The 18,789-nt window shown below is 68.7% G+C and carries 15 protein-coding genes; 8 read left to right on the top strand and 7 right to left on the bottom strand.

What is annotated here, in order from left to right; translation table 11 throughout:
• Positions 1–59: 59 nt before the first annotated feature.
• On the top strand, positions 60–4,841 hold the full coding sequence (locus VH569_RS16600; protein WP_423316320.1) for an alpha-2-macroglobulin family protein: 4,782 nt from the start codon (positions 60–62) through the stop codon (positions 4,839–4,841).
• A gap of 58 nt (positions 4,842–4,899) precedes the next feature.
• Here the strand turns inward: VH569_RS16600 and VH569_RS16595 are convergent, their stop codons facing one another.
• Entirely contained in the window at positions 4,900–5,088 is a 189-nt protein-coding gene (locus VH569_RS16595; protein WP_098738052.1) for a hypothetical protein, read from the bottom strand.
• Between the two features lie 337 nt (positions 5,089–5,425).
• Between VH569_RS16595 and VH569_RS16590 the strand changes: the two genes are divergently transcribed.
• The 5 genes from VH569_RS16590 (at position 5,426) to VH569_RS16570 (ending at position 12,294) form a co-directional block, all read left to right on the top strand.
• Entirely contained in the window at positions 5,426–5,905 is a 480-nt protein-coding gene (locus tag VH569_RS16590) for a MerR family transcriptional regulator (protein WP_423316319.1), read from the top strand.
• Positions 5,902–7,038 (top strand): thiolase family protein, encoded by a 1,137-nt coding sequence (locus tag VH569_RS16585; RefSeq protein WP_423316318.1) that lies wholly within the window; start codon positions 5,902–5,904, stop codon positions 7,036–7,038. Before VH569_RS16590 ends, VH569_RS16585 begins: the two co-directional genes overlap by 4 nt.
• Before the next feature lie 26 nt (positions 7,039–7,064).
• Positions 7,065–9,404 carry a 3-hydroxyacyl-CoA dehydrogenase NAD-binding domain-containing protein gene (locus VH569_RS16580; protein WP_423316317.1) on the top strand — a complete coding sequence of 780 codons (2,340 nt, stop codon included), beginning with the start codon at positions 7,065–7,067 and terminating at the stop codon, positions 9,402–9,404.
• Positions 9,405–9,420: 16 nt separating this feature from the next.
• On the top strand, positions 9,421–11,211 hold the full coding sequence (locus VH569_RS16575) for an acyl-CoA dehydrogenase C-terminal domain-containing protein (protein ID WP_423316316.1): 1,791 nt from the start codon (positions 9,421–9,423) through the stop codon (positions 11,209–11,211).
• A 429-nt stretch (positions 11,212–11,640) separates the two neighbouring features.
• A complete protein-coding gene (locus VH569_RS16570; RefSeq protein WP_109047693.1) occupies positions 11,641–12,294 on the top strand; it encodes a response regulator in 654 nt (217 codons plus the stop codon).
• Between the two features lie 81 nt (positions 12,295–12,375).
• On the opposite strand, the gene VH569_RS16565 is transcribed toward VH569_RS16570, so the two are convergent.
• The 6 genes from VH569_RS16565 to mutY all read right to left on the bottom strand — a co-directional run bounded on the left by VH569_RS16565 (position 12,376) and on the right by mutY (position 17,374).
• Positions 12,376–12,810, bottom strand: coding sequence for a CBS domain-containing protein (locus tag VH569_RS16565; RefSeq protein WP_174469987.1), 435 nt, complete (start codon positions 12,808–12,810; stop codon positions 12,376–12,378).
• A gap of 155 nt (positions 12,811–12,965) precedes the next feature.
• On the bottom strand, positions 12,966–13,673 hold the full coding sequence (locus tag VH569_RS16560) for an OmpW/AlkL family protein (protein WP_247879524.1): 708 nt from the start codon (positions 13,671–13,673) through the stop codon (positions 12,966–12,968).
• Between the two features lie 156 nt (positions 13,674–13,829).
• Positions 13,830–14,339 carry a hypothetical protein gene (locus VH569_RS16555; protein ID WP_423316315.1) on the bottom strand — a complete coding sequence of 170 codons (510 nt, stop codon included), beginning with the start codon at positions 14,337–14,339 and terminating at the stop codon, positions 13,830–13,832.
• Positions 14,340–14,382: 43 nt separating this feature from the next.
• Entirely contained in the window at positions 14,383–15,522 is a 1,140-nt protein-coding gene (locus VH569_RS16550; RefSeq protein ID WP_423316314.1) for an NAD(P)/FAD-dependent oxidoreductase, read from the bottom strand.
• A 33-nt stretch (positions 15,523–15,555) separates the two neighbouring features.
• Positions 15,556–16,278 carry a DUF1194 domain-containing protein gene (locus tag VH569_RS16545; RefSeq protein WP_423316313.1) on the bottom strand — a complete coding sequence of 241 codons (723 nt, stop codon included), beginning with the start codon at positions 16,276–16,278 and terminating at the stop codon, positions 15,556–15,558.
• A 37-nt stretch (positions 16,279–16,315) separates the two neighbouring features.
• Positions 16,316–17,374 carry an A/G-specific adenine glycosylase gene (mutY, locus tag VH569_RS16540; protein WP_423316312.1) on the bottom strand — a complete coding sequence of 353 codons (1,059 nt, stop codon included), beginning with the start codon at positions 17,372–17,374 and terminating at the stop codon, positions 16,316–16,318.
• A 209-nt stretch (positions 17,375–17,583) separates the two neighbouring features.
• On the opposite strand from mutY, the gene VH569_RS16535 reads away from it, so the two are divergent.
• The gene (locus VH569_RS16535) at positions 17,584–18,057 is read left to right on the top strand and encodes a DUF721 domain-containing protein (RefSeq protein ID WP_376962268.1); all 474 of its coding nucleotides are present in this window, start codon (positions 17,584–17,586) and stop codon (positions 18,055–18,057) included.
• Positions 18,058–18,123: 66 nt separating this feature from the next.
• Positions 18,124–18,786: a DsbA family protein gene (locus VH569_RS16530; RefSeq protein ID WP_395453213.1), complete on the top strand. Its 663-nt coding sequence runs from the start codon at positions 18,124–18,126 to the stop codon at positions 18,784–18,786.
• The last annotated feature ends 3 nt before the right edge of the window (positions 18,787–18,789 follow it).

Below are 18,789 nucleotides of genomic sequence, written 5' to 3'. Positions count from 1 at the left end.
AGGGCTGCCCCCCGGCCGCGTGCCTTCGGATCCACCCGCGGAATTGGGGCCTGTCTATAATGTTGCGTGCGCTGGCGCGTGTCTGTGCCGTTCTTGCCGCGTGCTCCGGCACGCTCACCGTATCCCAGACCTTCGCCGCCGACCCGCCGGCCGAGCCGGTGCCCTTCGGCGTATCCAGCGTCGAGGTGGTGGCGGAGCGCGATACGCCACAGGCCTGCTTCACCTTCACCGACCGGCTGGAGCGCTCGCGCGCCGTCAACTACCGCGACTATGTCACGGTGGAGCCGGCGGTCGAGGGTGCCGCCATCGCCCGCGACCGCACGCTCTGCGTCGAGGGCCTGCGCCATGGCGACAGCTACCGCGTCACGCTGAAGGATGGGCTGCCCGGCGCCGACGGAAAGCGCCTGCCGGCCGCCGACACCCGCGAGGTGCAGGTGCCCAACCGCAAGCCGTCGCTGGCCTTCCGCGGCGCCGGCTACATCCTGCCGCGCGTCGGCGCCGAAGGGCTGCCGCTGCGCTCGATCAATCTGGACCGGGCGAAGCTCCAGGTCCTGCGCATCGCCGACCGGGCGCTGGTCGAGAAGATCTATTTCGGCCGCATCACCCAGCAGATGACCGACTACGACATCGGCGAGATCCTGGACAAGTCGGGCCAGGAGGTGTGGCGCGGCGAGATGGGCATCGGCAACCAGCCGAACCGCACCGTCACCACCGCCTTCCCGATCGACGCCGTGCTGGGCAAGCTCGACCCCGGCGTCTATGTCGCCATCGCCGGTGCCGACGAGATCAAGCCGGGCGGCTGGGACCGCAAGGCGACCCAGTGGTTCGTCGTCTCCGACCTCGGCCTCAACACCATCCTCGGCGACGACTCGCTGGTGGTCTTCTCCCGCTCCGTCCAGACCGCCGCACCCGCCACCGGGGTGGAGCTGCGTCTGGTCGCCCGCAACGGCACCGAGCTGGGACGCCTCCAGACCGGCGAGGACGGGCTCGGCCGCTTCGACCTCGCAGCATTGCGCGCCGCCGGGGCCGAACCGGTCCAGGCGCTGTTCGCCGCGCGCGGTGACGGCGACTTCGCCGTTCTCGACCTGACCGCCGGCGGCGCTCCGCCGGCCGAGGCCCAGGACAAGCCGGTCGGCGTCGTCCGCCCGGCAGCCGGCGGACTCGACACCTATCTCTACACCGAGCGCGGCATCTACCGGCCGGGCGAGACGGTGCAACTGACCGCCCTGCTGCGCGACGCCGACCTCAACCCGCCGCCGGCCGGCAAGCAGCTGAGCATCCGCGTCCTGCGCCCCGACGGCCTCGAGGTTGAGCGGCGCAGCCTGGCCGACAGCGGGGCCGGCGGCTATGCCACCCGCATCGACCTGCCGATGAACGCCTATCCCGGCAACTGGGTCGTCACCGCCCATGCCGAGCCGGACGGCCCGGCCATCGGCAGGGTCGAGTTCCTGCTGGAGGATTTCGTGCCGCCGCGGCTGGACGTGGCGCTCGCCTCCCCGACGACGGAGCTGGCCTCCGACGGCGAGGCCGACATCGCGCTCGACAGCCATTATCTCTACGGCGCGCCGGCCTCCGGCCTGCCGGGCGAGCTGACGGTGACGCTGCGCGCCGCCAACAACCCCTATCCCAACCTGCCGGGCTACCATTTCGGTCTGGTGCAGGAGGAGGTGAAGCCGGCCCGCGCCGACCTGCCGGGCTTCATCACCGACTCCAACGGCTCCGCCCGCCTGAAGGTCAAGCTGCCGCGTCCGCCCGACAGCACCCGCCCGCTGGAGGCGGTGGTGCGCGCCACCCTGTTCGACATCGGCGGCCGCCCGGTTGGCCGCGATTTCGTGCTGCCGGTGCGCCACCAGCCCTTCGCCGTCGGCATCAAGCCGCGCTTCGAAGGCGACGGCGTGCCGGAGGGGGCCACCGCCGGCTTCGACGTGATCGCCGTCGGCCCCGATGGCAAGCCGACCGACCGCGCCGACCTCTCCTACGAGCTGTTCGAGGAGGAGTACGATTATGCGTGGTACGAGGCCAACGGCCGCTGGGACTACAAGGTCACGGTGAAGGACCAGCGGGTGACCGGCGGGTCGCTGTCGGCCCAGGCCGCCGCCCCGGCCTCGCTGGAGACCCCGGTCGCCGCCGGCCGCTACCGGCTGGAGGTGTTCGATCCCAAGACCGGCGTCGCCAGCAGCTTCCGCTTCGCCGCCGGCTGGTGGATGACCCCGACCGCCGGCGACCGGCCGGACGCGGTCGACGTCTCGGTGATGATGCCGGCCTACCGCTCCGGCGAAAGCGCCTGGGTCTTCGTCAAGCCGCCCTACGACAGCCAGGTGCTGGTGGCGGTGGCCGACCGCGGCGTCAGCTATGCCGTTACCCGCGCCATCGGTCCGCAGGGCGCCTTCCTGGAAATCCCGGTCGGGCAGGGCTGGACCAGCGGCGCCCATGTGCTGGCGACCGCCTTCGCCACCTCCGACCCGCAGTCGAAGAAGCCGCCGCGCCGCGCCGTCGGCCTCGCCTGGCTGGCGATGGACAAGGCCCCGCGCACGCTGGACGTCCGGCTCTCCGCCCCGGCGGAGACGGAGCCGCGCCGCGCCATGACCGCCGACATCGCGGTGGATGGCGTCGCCGAAGGCAAGCAGGCCTTCGTCACGCTGGCCGCCGTCGACGAATCGGTGATGCAGCTGACCGACCAGCCCTCGCCCGATCCGGCCCGCCATTACCTGCGCAAGCGCCCGCTGACCGTGGAGCTGCGCGATTCCTACGGCCGCCTGATCGACCCGGCCAGCCTGGACGCCGCTCGGCCGCCGGTGCAGCCGACGCCGCGCCTGCGCCAGATCTCCGGGATGGTTCCGCCCAAGTCGGAACGGGTGGTCTCGCTCTATTCCGGCATCCTGACCGTCGGCGCCGACGGCAAGGTTTCGGTTCCCTTCGACCTGCCCGATTTCCAGGGGCGTCTGCGCCTGATGGCGGTGGCCTGGAGCGAAGGGCGGATCGGCCAGGCCGAAAGCCAGATGCTGGTGCGCGACGCGGTCGTCGCCGACGCGGTGCTGCCGCGCTTCCTCGCCCCCGGCGATTCGGCGCAGGTCCTGCTGTCGCTCGACAACCTGAGCGGCCCGTCCGGCGATTACCGCATGACGCTGACCGCCGAGGGTGCCGTTTCCATTGTCCAAAGCGACTCGGGCAATGAACTGGCCGTGCCGAAGCTGGTGCGCGGCAAGCGGGCGACCGCCGGCCGTGTGCTGACCGCCACCGCGGTCGGGGCCGGCCATGTCACGCTGGATGTCACCGGTCCCGACGGCGTGCGCGTCACCCGCCGCTGGGACGTGACGGTGCGCCCGGCCTCGCCGCCGGTGTCGCGCCGCAACGTCGCCGCCCTGCCGACCGACAAGGGGCTGACCGTTCCGGCCGACATCACCGCCGGCCTGCGGCCGGAGACCGTCGCGGTCGGTGCGGAGGTCGCGCCGCTGCCGGACCTGGACGTGCCGGGCCTGCTCTTCGCGCTCGACCGCACCGCCGCCGGTGGAGCGGAGCAGACCGCCAGCCGCATCCTGCCGCTGCTGTCGCTGAGCGACGTCGCCGCCGGCCTCGGCATCGCGCCGGAGGACCGCATCAAGGCGCGCGTCCAGCGCAGCGTCGACCGGCTGCTGACCTTCCAGCGCCTCGACGGCGCCTTCGCCCCCTGGTCGCCCAAGGGCGATCTCGATCCCTGGCTGACCGCCTATGCGGTGGACGTGCTGGGCCGGGCCAAGGCGGCGGGCTACCGCATTCCCGACCAGCCCTATCGCAAGGGTCTGGACTGGCTGAAGCAGGCCATCGACAACGCCTGGGTCGAGACCGCCGACCTGCCGGGCCGCGCCTATGCGCTCCATGTGCTGGCGCGGGCCAAGATGATCGACGCCGGTGCGGTGCGGTACTTCCGCGAGAACTATTGGGACCGTCTGCCGACCGACTTCGCCCGGGCGCAGATCGCCGCGGCGGCCGCGGTGCTGGGCGACCAGCCGGGTGCGGCCGAAGCCTTCTCCAAGCTGTCCGGCGCCCGCATGGTGACCGCCGGCCTGCGCGACCAGGGATCCTCCCTGCGGGACGAGGCCGGCGTCGTCTTCCTGATGGCGGAGAGCGGTGCCGTGGAGCGCGACCGCATCTTCCAGGCCGCCGAACGCGTGGCGAAGACCTTCGCCGCCGTCCGGACCACCAACCTGCAGGAGCAGGCCTGGCTGCTGCTGGCCTCCAAGGCGCTGATCGACCGCGCCGCTCCGATGAAGCTCGCCATCGGCGAGCAGACGGTGGAGAACGCCAAGCCGCAGATCCTGGCCGTCGATCCCGCCGCCCCGCCCGCCATCCGCAATCTGGGCGGCGAGGTCCGGCAGATCGTCTCGGTGACGGGCGTGCCCGACCAGCCGGCCGGCGCGGAGGAGCAGGGGATGACCATCCGCCGCCGCCTGTTCGACATGGCCGGCCGTCCGGTCGATCCGGCCGGCATCCGCCACAACGACCTGCTGGTGGTGATCCTGGAAGGCGAAGTCGGCGACCCGCTCGATCATTCGGTGATGGTCAGCGATCCGCTGCCGGCCGGCTTCGAGATCGAGAATGTCCGGCTCGCCAACAGCGGCCAGCTCGGCAAGCTGTCCTGGCTGGGCGACCTGTCGTCGGCCCGCAATGTCGAGTTCCGCGAGGACCGCTTCCTGGCCGCCGTCGACCTGCCGAAGGCGGCTCCCCGCTTCCGGCTGGTCTATCTGGTCCGCGCCGTCACCCCCGGCGATTTCGCGGCCCCCGGCGCCCAGGTGCAGGATCTCCAGCGTCCCCATCTGTCCGCCCGCACCGCCGCCTCCCGGCTGCGCGTGCTGCCGGAGTGAGTCCAGGCAAAAGCGTAAGGGGCGCCGGCAACGGTGCCCCCAAACGAGCTGACGATGCCTAAAGGTAGCTCTGTTCGCCCCGGTGGCTGTCCCGCCGCCGGGCGAGCAGGGTCAATCCTGCGACCACCACGGCGAAAGCCAGGGTCAGCATCAGGTAAAAGGCCAATGCAAGGCCGACCGTCATGGTGCCGATCAGCACCATGGCCAGTATCCAGACGCCCAACGATACGATGGCGCGCGCCGACATGGGTTGTCTCCTGTCCCCTGTCCTGATCCGCCCGAAACTTTCAAAACCCGCCCTAGAACCCGTCACGGTCTTCCGGCCGTCTGTTTTTTGCCGCCCCCGCTTCCCACATCCGATAGGGGAATGGGGCGGACGCGCGCGTTCACCGCAGAGCCTGCCACAGCTATTGGGAGTGCCGGGGCGTGGCATCCTGTCACTGTGCGGGCGCGCCGCACCTATTGGTGGCTGGACAGGATCTTCCTGCTGGCCTCCCAACTGGTTGGCATGGTCAACAAGTCTGTTGACAGCAAGCGGCATCGACCTTACCTTTACGTAAACGTCAGGGAAGGGAGCAGGCGGAGTGGATCGGCTTTCGTTCGGCAACGGCGCGATGGGGATGGGGGAGGAGGGCGGCGATGGCTGCCTGTCCGGCCCGCGGCTCGCCATCGGCGAACTGGCCGGGGAGTTCGGTCTGACCCACCGCACCATCCGCCATTACGAGGATGAGGGGCTGCTGTCGCCGGATCGGATCGGCAGTGCCCGCGTCTACGGCCACCGCGACCGCGCCCGGCTGGCGCTGATCTGCCGGGGCAAGCGGCTGGGCTTCAGCCTGGCCGAGATCAAGGATTTCCTGAACCTCTACGACACCGACGACGCCCAGATCGAGCAGATGCGCTACATGCGCTCCATCGCGCGCCGCCGGATTTCCGCACTTGAACAGCAGCTTGCCGACGTCCAGCAGACGCTGGCGGAGCTGTGCACCATCGACACCCAGATCTCCGAGCATCTCAGCCGCAACGGCATCACGGAGACGCAGGACATGGAGGAGAAGCACTCATGAAGTCGGTCGTCATCGCCGGTTATGCCCGTTCGCCCTTCGCCTTCGCCCACAAGGGCGAGCTGACCAAGGTCCGCCCCGACGATCTGCTGGCCCGCGTCTTCGCGGCGCTGGTCGAGCGCACCGGCCTGAAGACCGACGACATCGAGGATGTGATCGTCGGCTGCTCCTTCCCCGAGGGCGAGCAGGGCCTGAACGTCGCCCGCAGCATCGCCTTCCTGGCCAAGCTGCCGCAGACCGCCGCGGCCACCACGGTGAACCGCTATTGCGGCTCCTCCATGCAGTCGATCCATCAGGCGGCCGGCGCCATCCAGATGGGGGCCGGCGAGGTGTTCCTCTGCGGCGGCGTCGAATCGATGACCCGCGTGCCGATCATGGGCTTCAACCCGATGCCGAACCCGGCGCTGAAGGCCTCCTACCCCGAGGCCTACTGCTCGATGGGCATCACCGCGGAGAATGTCGCCCGCAAATACGCCATCTCCCGCGCCGAGCAGGAGGCGCTCGGCGTCGCCTCGCACGCCAAGGCAGCCGAGGCCCAAGCCGCCGGCCGCATGGCCGATGAGATCGTCGGCATCCAGACCCCGGCCGGCCTGATCGACAAGGACGGCTGCATCCGTCCCGGCACCAATGCCGACAGCCTGTCGGGCCTGAAGCCGGCCTTCACCGCCGACGGCACCGTGACCGCCGGCACCTCCTCGCCGCTGACCGACGGCGCCGCCGCCGTGCTGGTGACGACGGAGGAGTATGCCCGCGCCAACGGCCTGCCGATCCTGGCGAAGATCCGCTCCGTCGCCGTCGCCGGCTGCGCGCCGGAGCTGATGGGGCTGGGTCCGGTCCCGGCGACCCGCAAGGCACTGGCCCGTGCCGGCCTGTCGATCAATGACATCGACATCATCGAGATCAACGAGGCCTTCTCGTCCCAGGCCATCGCCTGCATGCGCGACCTCGACATCGACCCGTCCCGCATCAACCCGGACGGCGGCGCGCTGGCGCTCGGCCATCCGCTGGGCGCCACCGGCGCCCGCATCACCGGCAAGGCCGCGGCCCTGCTGAAGCGCGAAGGCAAGCAGTTCGCGCTGGCGACCCAGTGCATCGGCGGCGGCCAGGGCATCGCCACCATCCTGGAAGCGGTCTGACGAACGGGATCGGGGAGGAAACGACCATGAAGATCGAACGCGCCGCCGTGATCGGTGCGGGCGTGATGGGCGCCGGCATCGCCGCCCATTTCGCCAACGCCGGCATCCCCTGCGTCCTGCTCGACATCCCCGCCAAGGAGGGGGCCGACCGCAGCGCCATCGCCAGGGGTGCGGTGGCCAAGATGCTGAAGACCGATCCGGCTCCCTTCATGCATCCCAAGAACGCCAAGCTGATCACGCCCGGCAATCTTGAGGACGACCTGAACCTGCTGGCCGACGTTGACTGGATCGTCGAGGCCATCGTCGAGAACCCGGCGATCAAGGCCGACCTCTACAAGCGCATCGACCCGGTGCGCAAGGCGGGCTCGGTGGTGTCGTCCAACACCTCCACCATCCCGCTGGCGGTGCTGACCGAGGGGCAGGGCGAGCAGTTCCGCCGCGACTTCCTGATCACCCACTTCTTCAACCCGCCGCGCTACATGCGGCTGCTGGAGATCGTCGGCGGCGCCGACACCCGCGCCGACGCGCTGGCCGCCATCGCCGATGTCTGCGACCGCCGTCTCGGCAAGGGCGTCGTCCATTGCAAGGACACGCCGGGTTTCATCGCCAACCGCATCGGTGTCTTCTGGATCCAGGCGGCGGTGAATGCCGCGGTCGATCTCGGCCTGACGGTCGAAGAGGCCGATGCCGTCGGCGGCCGTCCGATGGGCATCCCCAAGACCGGCGTCTTCGGCCTGATGGATCTGGTCGGGCTCGACCTGATGCCGCACATCGCCAAGAGCATGTCGGCCACCCTGCCGGCCAACGACGCCTATCGCGGCCAGATGCGCGAGCACCCGGTCATCACGAAGATGATCGCGGAGGGCTATACCGGCCGCAAGGGCAAGGGCGGCTTCTACCGCATCAACAAGGCCGGCGGCGGCAAGGTGAAGGAGTCGGTCGACCTCCGGACCGGCGAGTACGCCCCGTCGGAGAAGGCCCGGCTGGACAGCGTCTCATCCGCCGGCCGCGACCTGCGCAAGCTGTGCGAGCACCCGGACAAGGGCGGCCTCTTCGCCCGCCGCGTCCTGGCCCAGACGCTGGCCTATGCCGCCAGTCTGGTGCCGGAGATCGCCGACAGCATCGTCGCCGTCGATGAGGGCATGCGGCTCGGCTACAACTGGAAGCAGGGGCCGTTCGAGCTGATCGACCGGCTGGGCACCGACTGGTTCGCCGAGCTGTGCCGCTCCGAAGGCATTCCGGTCCCGGCGCTGGTCGAGACCGCTGCCGGCCGTCCCTTCTACCGGGTGGAGGGCGGCAAGCTCCAGCACCTGACCACCGCCGGCGTCTATGACACGGTGGTGCGTCCGGACGGTGTGCTGCTGCTGTCCGACATCAAGCGCGCCGCCGGCAAGCCGGTGTGGAAGAACGGCTCGGCCAGCCTGTGGGACATCGGCGACGGCGTGCTGTGCGTCGAGTTCACCAGCAAGATGAACGCCGTCGACGGCGACATCATGGCCGCCTACGAGAAGGCGATGCGCCTGATCGGCGACGGGAAAGGTGACTGGAAGGCGCTGGTCATCCACAACGAGGCCGACAATTTCTCGGTCGGCGCCAATCTCGGCCTTGCCCTGTTCGCGCTGAACATCGGGCTGTGGCCGCAGATCGAGGAGATGGTGGAGGGCGGCCAGCGCACCTACCGCGCGCTGAAATACGCCCCCTTCCCGGTGGTGGCGGCCCCCAGCGGCATGGCATTGGGCGGCGGTTGCGAGATCCTGCTGCATTCCGATCATGTCCAGGCCCATGCCGAGACCTATGTCGGCCTCGTCGAGGTCGGCGTCGGGCTGATCCCGGCCTGGGGCGGCTGCACCGAGATGCTGGCCCGCCATCAGGCCAACCCGAAGGCGCCGCGCGGTCCGATGCCCGGCATCGCCAAGGCCTTCGAGATCATCAGCACCGCCACCGTCGCCAAGTCAGCGGCCGAGGCCAAGGAGCTGCTGTATTTCCGCGCCACCGACGGCATCACCATGAACCGCGACCGGCTGCTGGCCGACGCCAAGGCCAAGGCGCTGGAACTGGCGGCCGACTACACCGCGCCGGAGAAGACCACCAGCTACGTCCTGCCCGGCCCCAGCGCCAAGGCGGCGATGGAGCTGGCGGTGGAGGGCTTCGCCCTGCAGGGCAAGGTCACGCCGCACGACACGGTCGTCTGCGCCGCCCTGGCCGAGGTGCTGAGCGGCGGCGAGGAGGCCGACATCTCCAAGCCGGTCGGCGAGGACCACATCCTGCGGCTGGAGCGCGAGGCGTTCATGGGGCTGGTGCGCACCGGCGGCACCATCGACCGGATCGAGCACATGCTGCTCACCGGCAAGCCGCTGCGGAACTGAGGGGGAGGAACGAGAGATGCCGATCTACAAGGCTCCGCTTGAGGATGTGCGCTTCGTCCTGGACGAGATCGTCGGTCTGGACAAGCTGTCGGCCCTGCCGGGCTATGAGGACGCCACGCCGGAACTCGTCGGTCAGGTGCTGGAGGAAGGCGCCAGGCTGTGCGAGGAGGTCCTGTTCCCGCTGAACCAGTCCGGCGACGGCGAGGGCTGCCATTTCGAGAATGGCGAGGTCCGCACGCCCAAGGGCTTCAAGGAGGCCTACACCACCTACATCGAGGCCGGCTGGCAGGGTCTGGCCTGCGACCCGGCCTATGGCGGGCAGGGTCTGCCGAAGCTGGTCAACACCATGCTGGAGGAGTTCATCTGCTCCGCCAACCTCAGCTTCGGCATGTATCCCGGCCTGTCGCTCGGCGCCTACAACGCGCTGGCGATGTACGGTTCGGACGAGCTGAAGCAGCGCTTCCTGCCCAAGCTGGTCGACGGCACCTGGTCCGGCACCATGTGCCTGACCGAGCCGCATTGCGGCACCGACCTGGGCATCATCCGCACCAAGGCGGTGCCGGACGGGGAGGGTGGCTACAAGATCACCGGCACCAAGATCTTCATCTCGGCCGGCGAGCATGACCTGACCGAGAACATCCTGCATCTGGTGCTGGCCCGCCTGCCGGACGCCCCGGCCGGCACCCGCGGCATCAGCCTGTTCCTGGTGCCGAAGTTCATGCCCAATGCCGATGGCACGTCGGGCGCGCGCAACGGCGTCGCCTGCGGCTCCATCGAGCACAAGATGGGCATCAAGGCGTCGTCGACCTGCGTCATGAACTTCGAGGACGCCACCGGCTGGCTGGTCGGCGAGCCGCACAAGGGCATGCGCGCCATGTTCGTGATGATGAACGCGGCCCGTCTGGCCGTGGGCATCCAGGGGCTGGGTCTGGCCGAGGTGTCCTACCAGAACGCCGTCAACTACGCCCGCGAACGGCTTCAGGGCCGCTCGCTGTCGGGGGTGAAGGCGCCGGACAAGCCGGCCGACCCGATCATCGTCCATCCCGACGTGCGCCGGAACCTGCTGACCGCCCGCGCCTTCACCGAAGGGGCGCGTGCGCTCGGCGCACTGACCGCCTACAAGCTCGACGTGGCGGAGAAGCATCCCGACGAGCGCACCCGCCGCGATGCCGACGAGTTCGTCCAGCTGATGACGCCGGTCGTCAAGGCGCTGTTCACCGACATCGGCTTCGATTCGGCCAACATCGCCGTGCAGGTCCATGGCGGCCACGGCTTCATCTGGGAGACCGGCGTCGAGCAGTATGTCCGCGACGCCCGCATCTGCCAGATCTACGAGGGCACCAACGGCATCCAGGCGCTCGACCTCGTCGGGCGCAAGCTGCCGCAGGACATCGGCCGCCTGCTCCGCCACTTCTTCCACCCCGTCGGCCGCGACATCGAGGCGGCGATGGAGAAGGACGAACTGGGCGAGTTCGTGATGCCGCTGGCCAAGGCATTCGCCAAGCTGCAGCAGGCCACCGCCCTGATCGCCCAGAAGGGCCTGAAGGATCCGGAGGAGGCCGGTGCCGCCGCCAGCGACTATCTGCGCCTGTTCGGGCTGGTGGCGCTGGGCTGGAGCTGGCTGACCATGGTGGAGAAGGCGCAGGCCAGGCTCGAAGCCGGGGAGGGCAATGCCGCCTTCTTCGATGCCAAGATCAAGACCGCGCGTTTCTACATGACCAAGCTGCTGCCGCAGACCAACAGCCTGTTCATCACCATCGCCGCCGGCGCCAAGCCGCTGATGGAACTGGAAGACGCTGCCTTCTGACGGACTTGTCGATCCCTGGTCCGTCCTTGTGACGGACCGGTCGATCCCTGATCCGTCCGTCCTCCGGGACGCGCAACTTCAATGCCGGTCCGGTGCCCTGAAATGGCGCCGGACCGGCTCTTTTTTTGCGCGCTTTCCGCAGATCCAGCGGCGCATTCGCACATTGACCTGAAATTGTCATAGCTCTTTGGAAATATCACCGGTGGGAAGTGCGGTCCCTGTCCCTTAGGCCTTCGGAGCGGTGACAAAAGTTAATTTCCGGTTGTCGGTCATCGTCCCTGCGTGTTACATCTCAACAGAGATTACGTTCGGCCGGTGCCTGCTATATCCTTTGGATTTTAGGGAATATGCGGGTGGCGACAACCCCCTCCTTTTCTCAAGCCCTTTGGGCGTCTTTCGGAGGGGCAGCATGGTTCAGGAGTTTGAGCGATGAAGATCCTGATCGGTGATGATCACGTCCTGTTTCGGGAAGGTCTTCGCCGTCTGCTTGAGCAGCTTCGAGATAATGCCACCTTTGCGGAGGCAAGCAATTTCGATGAGCTTCTGGACATGGCGGCATCGAAGGACGAGACGTATGACCTCGTCCTGACCGACCTGCGCATGCCGGGATGGCCCGGCTTTTCCGGCATCGGCATGCTGCGCGACCGGCAGCCGAACGCGAAGGTCGTGGTGATCTCCGCGTCCGAAGCGCAGGCTGACGTGCGCGAGGCGCTGGAGAACGGCGCTGCCGGCTATATCCCGAAATCGTCCAGCGTGAAGATCATGCTGAGCGCGCTCGACCTGATCTTCTCCGGCGGCGTCTATGTCCCGGCGACGGTTCTGCGCGAGGGGAACGAGCCCGACCAGCGTGGCGGCGGCTCGGTCATTCCGCCGACCGATCCGCAGCTGGAACAGCTGCTGACCCAGCGCCAGCGCGAGGTGCTGGACCGTCTGCGCGAAGGCAAGTCGAACAAGCAGATCGCCCACGAGCTGGGCCTGTCCGAAGGCACGGTGAAGATCCACATGACGGCGATCTTCAAGTCGCTGGGCGTGCGCAACCGCACCCAGGCGGCGATGGCCTTCCCGCAGTCGCACTCGGCCTGACGCCGCTCTTTCCGAGCAAAAGCAAACGCCCCGCCGGATCGCTCCGGCGGGGCGTTTTCTTTTCAGGCTGCGGGAGCCGGGTCAGCCCATGCCGGCGACGTAGCCGCGCAGCGACTCGACCTCCAACTCGGCATCGTCGATGCGGGCCTTCACCACGTCGCCGATGCTGATGACGCCGATCACCCGGCCGGCCTCGACGATGGGCACATGGCGGATGCGCCGTTCGGTCATCACCGCCATCATGTCGGCAACGGTGTCGGTCGGGGCGGCGGTGATCAGCTCGCGCGTCATCAGGTTCGCGGCGGGGCCGTCCAGGGCCGCGGCACCATTGCGGGCGATTGCCCGCACGACATCGCGTTCCGACAGAATGCCGACCGGCTGCCCGTCGCCATCGATCACCAGCACGGCGCCGATCCGATGCTCGGTCAGCAGGCGGGTGACGGCGGCAACGCTGTCGTCCGGTGCGGCAGAGACGATCCTGTTGCCCTTGCGCTTCAAAACGGCTGCAACATGCATGGCGATACGGCCTCCCTTCCGATGACCCCTATATCGGAATCATGGGAATGACCGTACAATCCGCAAGGCTGACGGTAAAAAGAAAAAAGGCTGCCTCCCCCAAAATGGGGGAGGCAGCCCTTCGGATGCCCGGGACCGGGTCCCGAAACCCGGTCTTAGAAGCGGTAGCCGACGCCGACGCCGACCAGCCACGGGTCCAGCGTGACCTTCGAGGTGACCGGCAGGACGGCGGAGCCCAGGCGGGCGTTGGCGGTCACGTCGGTCTTCAGGAAGACCTTCTTGACGTCGAAGTTCAGCGACCAGTTGCCGGTCAGGGCAACGTCGACACCGGCCTGCAGGGCCCAGCCGAAGCGGTTCTTGTAGTTGGTGTCGGTGATGCGCAGGCCGCCGGCGTTGGGGCTCTCGGCCGCATCCTCGTTGTAGAACAGGGTGTAGTTGATGCCGGCGCCGACGTACGGGCTGATGCGCTCCTTCGGCAGGAAGTGGTACTGCACGGTCAGGGTCGGCGGCAGCAGCGAGACCTTGCCGATCTCGGTGACGCCACCGGCGGCGGCGATCAGGTTGCCCTTCACGCGGTGACGGCTGGTGCCGGCGATCAGCTCGGCGGCGATGTTGTCGGTGAAGAAGTAGGTGAAATCGACTTCCGGAATATAGTCGTTGCCGACCTTGGCCGAGCCGACGTCACCCAGCGTCGTGTTGTTGATCGTGCCCTTTTCCTGAGGCAGCACGGCCAGGCCGCGCGCACGGACGACGATGTCGCCGGCCGACTTACCCTTGAAGTCCTGAGCGAGCGACGGGGAAGCGATGGCGACAAGGGCCGAGGTCGCCAGCAGGGCGGCGGCGGCGCGCGACAGGATGGTCATGGGGTCTGCTCCAGGCAATGCGTTGTTGCTGTTCTGTGGCATCAGCCGATGGAGCTATTACCAGACACCGAGTACGGGTACTAGAGGGGCTACAACCCTTCCTCTCCTGATGCAGCAGCTATGCAACAGTGACGAGTTGTCGCATGGACAAGGAAATCAAGGGCTTGGTTTGATTGTCCGTTGCGGAACCAGCGCCATGCAGTTCTGGACGATGGCATAGCATTGGCCAAGTCGCGCCGACCCGCCGGTGGCGCCGCCATATACGACGCGCTCGACCACGCCATTCCTCAAACTGAAGGTTGCTTCACAGTCGAAGCTGTTGACTTCATAACCATAGGACGGCCAGCCGGCGCCATAGCCGTAGTAAGGCCAGCCCCAGCCGCCGTAATAGCCCACCGGCGGCGGGCTTGGGTAGGAGACGAGGCGGGAACTGCGGTAGGTGAAGAACTCGCGGTTGTCGACGCTGGCCTGGCGTTCCGGCACCCCGGCGCAGGACAGCAGCGTTTCCTTCGGCATGCCGACCAGGGCGGTCTGCGCCACCAGCGCCTCGTCCGCCGCGGGGTTGGCACAGCCGCCGAGCGCGCCGGTGGCGGCCAGCGCCGCCACGGCAAGAGCACGCCCGCTTATCGTCCCCGACCGACGCATCACCGACCGACGCACACGCATCGCACGCCTCCTGCGCCCCGACGGGCGACTGCCGACTTCCCTGTTAGCGCTTCCTGGCCGGCGACAGATCCGACTCCGTCACGCCCAGCGCCCGCACATCCTCCGGCAGGCCGCGTCCGGTGGCCAGCCCGGCCGCTACCCGGCCCATGGCCGGTGCCGTCTGGATGCCGTAACCGCCCTGGCCGGCCAGCCAGAAAAACCCCTCCGCATCCGGCGCGAACCCCACCACCGGCACCTTGTCGGCGACGAAGCTGCGCAGGCCGGCCCAGCGGTGGGCCAATCTGCGAACGGAGAAGTGCGCGGCTTGTTCCAGCCGGTCCACCGTAATGGCGACGTCGATGTCCTCCGGCTGCACGTCGCAGGGCTCGATCGGCGTCTGGTCGGCGGGGGAGGCCAGCAGGCGGCCGGCATCCGGCTTGACATAGAAGGTCTCGGCCACGTCCGACACCATCGGCCAGCCGTCCAGCCCGGCCTTGTCGGCGGGATCCTCGAACACCGGGTCGAAGGTGATGGCGGTGCGCCGCTTCGGCTCCAGACCGACGGTGGCGACGCCGGCCAGCGTCGCCAGCTTGTCCGCCCAGGCGCCGGCGGCGTTCACCACCACCGGTGCGGCAAAGCTGCCGGCTCCGGTCTCCGCCACCCACAGCCCGTCCTTCCGGGCGAGCGTCCGCACTTCGGCATCGGTCACCACCCGGCCGCCGCGCGCCTTCAGCCCGCGCAGATAGCCCTGGTGCAGGGCATGCACGTCGATGTCGCGGGCATCCGGCTCCCACACGCCGCCGGCGACATAGTCCGGGCGCAGGAAAGGCGCGCGGGCCAGCACCTGTTCGCGGTCGTAGCGCTCCACCGACGGCGTCAGGCTGCGGCCCTGTTCGTACTCCGCATCCAGCCGGTCGATCTCATGCTCGCGCCCGACGATGAGGACGCCGCGCGGCGTCAGCATCGCATGCTCGGCGAAGCCGGCGGGCGGGGCGGTGTAGAAGTCCCAGCTGGCCACGGTCAGCGCACGGATCGGCGCCGGACCGTAGGTCTGGGTGTAGAGCGCCGCCGAGCGGCCGGTCGAGTGATAGCCGGGCTGCGATTCGCGCTCCAGCACCAGCACGCGGCCCTTTGCGGCCAGCTCGTAGGCCGCGGATGCGCCGGCAATGCCGGCCCCGATCACCAGGAAATCGACGCGCTCCAACGGTCCCGCTCCTCTCGCCTTGTTATCGGCCGCCTATCTTGCGGCGGCGCTTTGCTGCGCCATGTGATCCGGCAGGGCGACCATTTCAAGGATCAGTTTCTGCCGCAATGCCGCGACGAAGCTGTCCTTGTCCAGGGCGCTCTTCACGAAGCTCCCCGGTCCGCCGATCACCGACTCCTCGAAATACTCCTCCAGCCAGGGGAATTCGTCGAGAATGGCGAGGCCGTTGATGACGATTCCGCGCTTCGTCACCCGGTCGCGCGCCTCGGCCGGCTCGATCCCGGCATTGGAAAAGCCGTTGGACACCAGATCGATCACCTGCCGCGGCGCCTTGCCTCCCCGGTCGAACAGTTTCGCCGCCTCGACAATGGCGCTGCCGATGGCGGTCGAGTCGCCCTGGAAGCCGCGGGGCAGGGCGTCGATGCGGTCGGCGAAGCGGCCGGCATCCTCCGGCTTGGTCAGTGCGGTCCAGGGGATCAGCACGCGCAGGCTGTTCGGCCCGGAATAGGCCGCCAGCGTCACTTGTGCCCCGGCGGAGGCCAGCGCGTCGGCCACCGCCGGATCGCGGAAGGCGGCGGCATGGCCCTGCAACTGGAACTCCAGGTCGCCGGTGGTGATCGAGGCCGATCCGTCGAGCGCCAGGACCAGCGCCACCCCCGCCTTCCCATCCGTCCCGCCGGGCGGGGCGGCCAGCGCCGCTCCGCACAGGCCGAGCAGGGCCACCAGAAGGGCGATCACGGCACGCGGCATTTCCATCGGAACTCCATTCTATGCGCGCCTTATCGCGCCCCGCTCAGGCATGCGAGAGGGCATGGCGCACCACCTTCACCATCACCGACGGCAGGGCGTGATCGCCCAGCCGGTCCACCGGCACCCAGTTGCCGTCGGCCAGACGCCAGTCGGCACCGGCCCGTCCGGCGACCACCTCAAGCTCCAGGTGAAAATGGGTGAATGTATGGCGGACCAGACCGGGCAGCCGGCGCCAGCGGGCGGGCAGGGGCTGCTGCGCCGCCACAGCCGCCTCGCCGGGCAGGTCCGGCCCCCAGGATGTGGACGGCACCTCCGCCATCCCGCCGAGCAGCCCTTCCTCCGCCCGTCGGCGCAGCAGGACGGAACCGTCCGGGTTCAGCAGCCAATAGGCGACGCCGCGCCGGGTCGGCTTTTCCGCCTTGGCGACCTTGCGCGGCAGGGTTTCGGCGATGCCGGCGGCGCGCGCCTCGCAATACTCGGCCCATGGGCACAGCATGCATTTCGGCTTGCGCGGCGTGCAGATGGTGGCGCCCAGATCCATCATCGCCTGGGCATAGTCGCCGGGCCGGAAGTCCGGCGTCAGGGTGGCGGCCAGCCGGCGTAAGCTCGGCTTGGCATTGGGCAGCGGTTCCTCCACCGCGAAGATGCGGGCGATCACCCGCTCGACATTGCCGTCCACCACGGTCGCCTTGCGGTCGAAGGCGATGGCGGTGATGGCGGCGGCGGTGTAGGCGCCGATGCCCGGCAGTTCCAGCAATGCCGCCTCATTGCCCGGGAACCGCCCGCCATGACGGTCCACCACCACGCGGGCGCATTTGTGCAGGTTGCGCGCCCGCGCGTAGTAGCCGAGCCCCGCCCAGGCGACCAGCAGGTCGTCCAGCGGCGAGTCCGCCAGATCGCGCACGGTCGGCCAGCGTTCGGTGAAGTTGCGGAAATAGGGTGCCGCGGCAGGGACGGTCGTCTGCTGCAGCATGATCTCCGACAGCCAGACCCGGTAGGGATCGGCGGTCTCCCCCGGCTTGGCGCGCCAGGGCAGGTCGCGGCGGTGGCGGTCGTACCAGGACAGCAGCCGCCGGGCGGCCTCGATGGAATCTGGAATCATGATGGGAAGAAATAGAGGGTTCGGAGCGTCTGGGGAAGGGAGTGGGCAGGTGCCCGTCCAAGTGCCCGTCCACGTGTTCGGCCAATCCCCGGCCAAACCCCGCTGGCCGGGCGCTGGGCATCGGCCCACGCTTGCGCTAGGGTGCCGCCAACCCACATGACCCGGAACCGGTCGCCAAGGCCGGGGCCGCACAGGAGTGATCGCAGAGCATGAGCGGACCGCGTCGCATCGGCCAATCCGTTCCGGAGGTCGCCGGCAAGGTGCTGGGCAAGCGCGGGCTTGCCTTCGGCGCGCTGATCACCGACTGGCCGTCCATCGTCGGCCAGCAGCTGTCGCTGCGCACCGCTCCCGACAAGCTCAGCTTCCCCCGCGGCAAGCGGGAGGAGGCGACCCTGCACATCCGCGCCATGGGTGCCATCGCGCTGGAGTTGCAGCATCTGGAGCCGCAGATCATCGAGCGCATCAACAGCTTCTTCGGCTATCGCGCGGTGGCGAAGATCAAGCTGATCCATGCGGCCCTGCCCTCATCCCCGTCGCCGGTGGTGCGCCCGCGCGCCCTGACGATGGACGAGGAGATCGGCATCACCACCACCACGGCGACCATCGAGGACGAGGAACTGCGCGCCACGCTGGAGCGCTTCGGCCGTTCGCTGATGGCCCGGCCGAAGCGGGCGGCGCGCTAGCCGCCTTGCTGGACGCATCGGTACGTCATTGTCTATACGTCAACATCTGGTAGGAACGAGGGCAAAGTGAACCGCAAAATTCTGGGACGCAGGTATTTCGGGCTGGCCGGGCTTCTGGCCATCGGCTTCACCGCCGCGTTCGGCACCGCCATGACCGCGGCGCCGTCGGCAGCACAGGCCGCCGCCACCCTGCCGCCGGTGTCGGAACTGATGGCCGACCGCGTCATGGGCGACCCGAAGGCGCCGGTGACGATCCTCGACTATTCGTCGATGACCTGCCCGCACTGTGCCCACTTCCACACCGACATCCTGCCCAAGATCAAAGAAGCCTACATCGACACCGGCAAGGTGAAGCTGATCTTCCGCGACTTCCCCTTCGATCAGGCGGCGCTGAGCGCCAGCATGCTGGCCCACTGCGCGCCGGCCGAGCGCTACTACCCGCTGACCGACGTGCTGTTCAAGAGTCAGGCGACCTGGAGCCGTGCCTCCGATCCGGCCAAGGCGCTGGGCCAGTACGGCAAACTGGCCGGCATGAGCCAGGAGACCATCGACGCCTGCCTCGCCAACAAGGAGCTGGCCGACGCCATCCTGGGCAGCCGCCTGACCGGCCAGAACCAGTACAAGGTCGAAGCGACCCCGACCTTTATCCTCAACGACGGCAAGGCCCGCATCGAAGGCGCCCAGTCGTTCGAGGAGTTCTCCAAGGCGATCGACAAGCTGCTGAAGTAAGTC

It is taken from the genome of Azospirillum sp. 11R-A (assembly GCF_049472615.1).
GTDB classification, from domain to species: domain Bacteria; phylum Pseudomonadota; class Alphaproteobacteria; order Azospirillales; family Azospirillaceae; genus Azospirillum; species Azospirillum palustre.
This window is presented reverse-complemented; position numbering and strand designations above follow the sequence as displayed.

Coding starts and splice junctions, on each gene's coding strand:
- VH569_RS16600 (WP_423316320.1), top strand. CDS start 60: ATGTTGCGTGCGCTGGCGCGTGTCTGTGCCGTTCTTGCCGCGTGCTCC.
- VH569_RS16595 (WP_098738052.1), bottom strand. CDS start 5,088: ATGTCGGCGCGCGCCATCGTATCGTTGGGCGTCTGGATACTGGCCATG.
- VH569_RS16585 (WP_423316318.1), top strand. CDS start 5,902: ATGAAGTCGGTCGTCATCGCCGGTTATGCCCGTTCGCCCTTCGCCTTC.
- VH569_RS16580 (WP_423316317.1), top strand. CDS start 7,065: ATGAAGATCGAACGCGCCGCCGTGATCGGTGCGGGCGTGATGGGCGCC.
- VH569_RS16575 (WP_423316316.1), top strand. CDS start 9,421: ATGCCGATCTACAAGGCTCCGCTTGAGGATGTGCGCTTCGTCCTGGAC.
- VH569_RS16570 (WP_109047693.1), top strand. CDS start 11,641: ATGAAGATCCTGATCGGTGATGATCACGTCCTGTTTCGGGAAGGTCTT.
- VH569_RS16565 (WP_174469987.1), bottom strand. CDS start 12,810: ATGCATGTTGCAGCCGTTTTGAAGCGCAAGGGCAACAGGATCGTCTCT.
- VH569_RS16560 (WP_247879524.1), bottom strand. CDS start 13,673: ATGACCATCCTGTCGCGCGCCGCCGCCGCCCTGCTGGCGACCTCGGCC.
- VH569_RS16555 (WP_423316315.1), bottom strand. CDS start 14,339: ATGCGTGTGCGTCGGTCGGTGATGCGTCGGTCGGGGACGATAAGCGGG.
- VH569_RS16545 (WP_423316313.1), bottom strand. CDS start 16,278: ATGGAAATGCCGCGTGCCGTGATCGCCCTTCTGGTGGCCCTGCTCGGC.
- mutY (WP_423316312.1), bottom strand. CDS start 17,374: ATGATTCCAGATTCCATCGAGGCCGCCCGGCGGCTGCTGTCCTGGTAC.
- VH569_RS16535 (WP_376962268.1), top strand. CDS start 17,584: ATGAGCGGACCGCGTCGCATCGGCCAATCCGTTCCGGAGGTCGCCGGC.